2 protein-coding genes are annotated in these 2,064 nt (G+C 64.9%); one reads left to right on the top strand and one right to left on the bottom strand.

The window, feature by feature from the left end; translation table 11 throughout:
• Positions 1 to 297: 297 nt before the first annotated feature.
• Positions 298 to 1,017: a 7-cyano-7-deazaguanine synthase QueC gene (gene queC, locus AKL29_RS20155; RefSeq protein ID WP_050385347.1), complete on the bottom strand. Its 720-nt coding sequence runs from the start codon at positions 1,015 to 1,017 to the stop codon at positions 298 to 300.
• Between the two features lie 128 nt (positions 1,018 to 1,145).
• On the opposite strand from queC, the gene mazG reads away from it, so the two are divergent.
• Positions 1,146 to 2,000 (top strand): nucleoside triphosphate pyrophosphohydrolase, encoded by an 855-nt coding sequence (mazG, locus tag AKL29_RS20150; RefSeq protein WP_050385346.1) that lies wholly within the window; start codon positions 1,146 to 1,148, stop codon positions 1,998 to 2,000.
• Positions 2,001 to 2,064 lie beyond the last annotated feature (64 nt).

Genomic DNA, 2,064 nt, shown 5'->3' with positions numbered 1-2,064 from the left:
CCGGCCTTCGCCGGGACGACGATGGGGATGAGTTCGCGATTCAAGGCGCCATACCTAGCGCTGTCAGCACCCGCGCATGCCTGGTAATCCAGCATTCCAGAGATTGAGCCGAGAAGCCGCAGCGCACCGGATGACCCAATCGAGCCGCACCTGCGCTATTTCTGTATAATAGAAGAGTACCGTTGAGTTGCCCGACGTGTCAAGTTGCCGTGTCGAACGCCAGCAGCCGCCGACTCCTTTGCATGGGGTTGTTTTCGATATTTTGGCCGTGCGCCCTGCGGGGCCATCAGCCCACGGTTACGGGCCACCCTGCGCGACGTACTCCCGCCACCCCTTGGCCCGCAGGCTGCAGGCCGGACATTCGCCGCAGCCATAGCCCCAATCGTGCTGCGCGCCGCGTTCGCCGAGATAGCAGGTGTGCGAGTGCTCGCGGATCAGGTCGACCAGCCCTGCTCCGCCGAGCTCGTGCGCGAGCCGCCAGGTCGCGGCCTTGTCGAGCCACATCAGCGGCGTGTGCAGCTCGAAATCCCTGGCCATGCCGAGATTGAGCGCGGACTGCAATGCCTTGATGGTCTCGTCGCGGCAATCCGGGTAGCCGGAATAGTCGGTCTCGCACATGCCGCCGATGATGTGGCGGATGCCGCGCCGATAGGCCAGCGCCCCCGCGAAGGTGAGGAACACGAGGTTGCGGCCGGGCACGAAGGTGTTCGGCAAGCCGTCCGCGCCCATTTCGATCGCGACGTCGCGGGTCAGCGCGGTGTCGGAAATCTCCGACAGCGTCGGGATATCAAGCGTGTGGCTGTCGCCGAGATTCGCGGACCATTCCGGCCGGACCCGCTTGATCCCGGCCAGCAGCTGGTCCCGGCAATCGAGCTCGATCGCGTGGCGTTGGCCATAGGTGAAGCCGAGCATCTCGACGCGGGCAAAGCGCGACAAGGCCCAGGCAAGGCACGTGGTGGAATCCTGGCCGCCGGAAAACAGCACCAGCGCGGTGTCGGAAGCGTTCTGATCGGTCATGGAACGCGATTTAGCACTTGGCGGCGCCGTGGCCAATCCGTGGACAGTGCCGTGTTTCCGGCGTGTTTTACTGGGATCGGGAGGGGTGTTTTGGCATAAAGCCAATACCTCTTTGATGCCGGTGCCCCATGACCCCATGCCGCGACATTTCCCGTCTGATCGAGATCATGGCTGCGCTGCGCACGCCGGTGACCGGCTGCCCGTGGGACCTCGTGCAGAATTTCGAGACCATCGTGCCCTACACGATCGAGGAGGCCTATGAGGTTGCGGATGCGATCACGCGCGGCGATCTCGACGATTTGCGCGAGGAGCTCGGCGACCTCCTGCTGCAGGTGGTCTATCACGCCAGGATGGCCGAGGAGCAGAACGCGTTTGCGTTCGGCGACGTGGTCGAGGCGATCACCAGGAAGATGATCCGCCGTCATCCGCACGTCTTCGCCGACAAGGACGGCAATATCCAGCCGGCCGGCGTCAAGAGCGCCTGGGAACGGATCAAGGCCGAGGAGAAGGCCGAGCGCGCGGCGCGGCGGCCGCCCGAAGAGACCGCGCACAAATCGCTGCTGTCGAGCGTGAAGGCGGGCCTGCCTGCCCTGACGCGCGCGATGGAGTTGCAGCGCAAGGCGTCCACCGTCGGCTTCGACTGGAACGACCCGCGCGCGGTGCTCGCCAAGATACGCGAGGAGGCCGACGAGATAGAGGCCGCGCTCGACCGCAACGACAAGGCGGAGATCGCGGAGGAAACCGGCGACCTGATGTTCGCGCTGGTCAACCTCGCCCGCCACGTCGACGCCGATCCGGAAACCGCGCTGCGCGCGACCAACGCCAAGTTCGAGCGGCGCTTCGCCTATATCGAGAAGGCGCTGGCGGCGAAGGGACGTTCGCTCGATGGTGCGTCGCTGGAGGAGATGGACGCGTTGTGGAATGAAGCGAAGAGCGCAAACACCGCTGTCGTCCCGGCGAAAGCCGGGACCCATACCGCGTGATCTAACTGTGACTGACGGTGACAGTCCCGCGCAAACGCGGAACTGCGACCGTGCGCAACGATGA

Origin of the sequence: Bradyrhizobium pachyrhizi, from assembly GCF_001189245.1 — a bacterium.
Taxonomy (GTDB): domain Bacteria; phylum Pseudomonadota; class Alphaproteobacteria; order Rhizobiales; family Xanthobacteraceae; genus Bradyrhizobium; species Bradyrhizobium pachyrhizi.
Note: the sequence above shows the minus strand (reverse complement) of the source record. Positions and strands in the feature narration are given on the sequence as shown.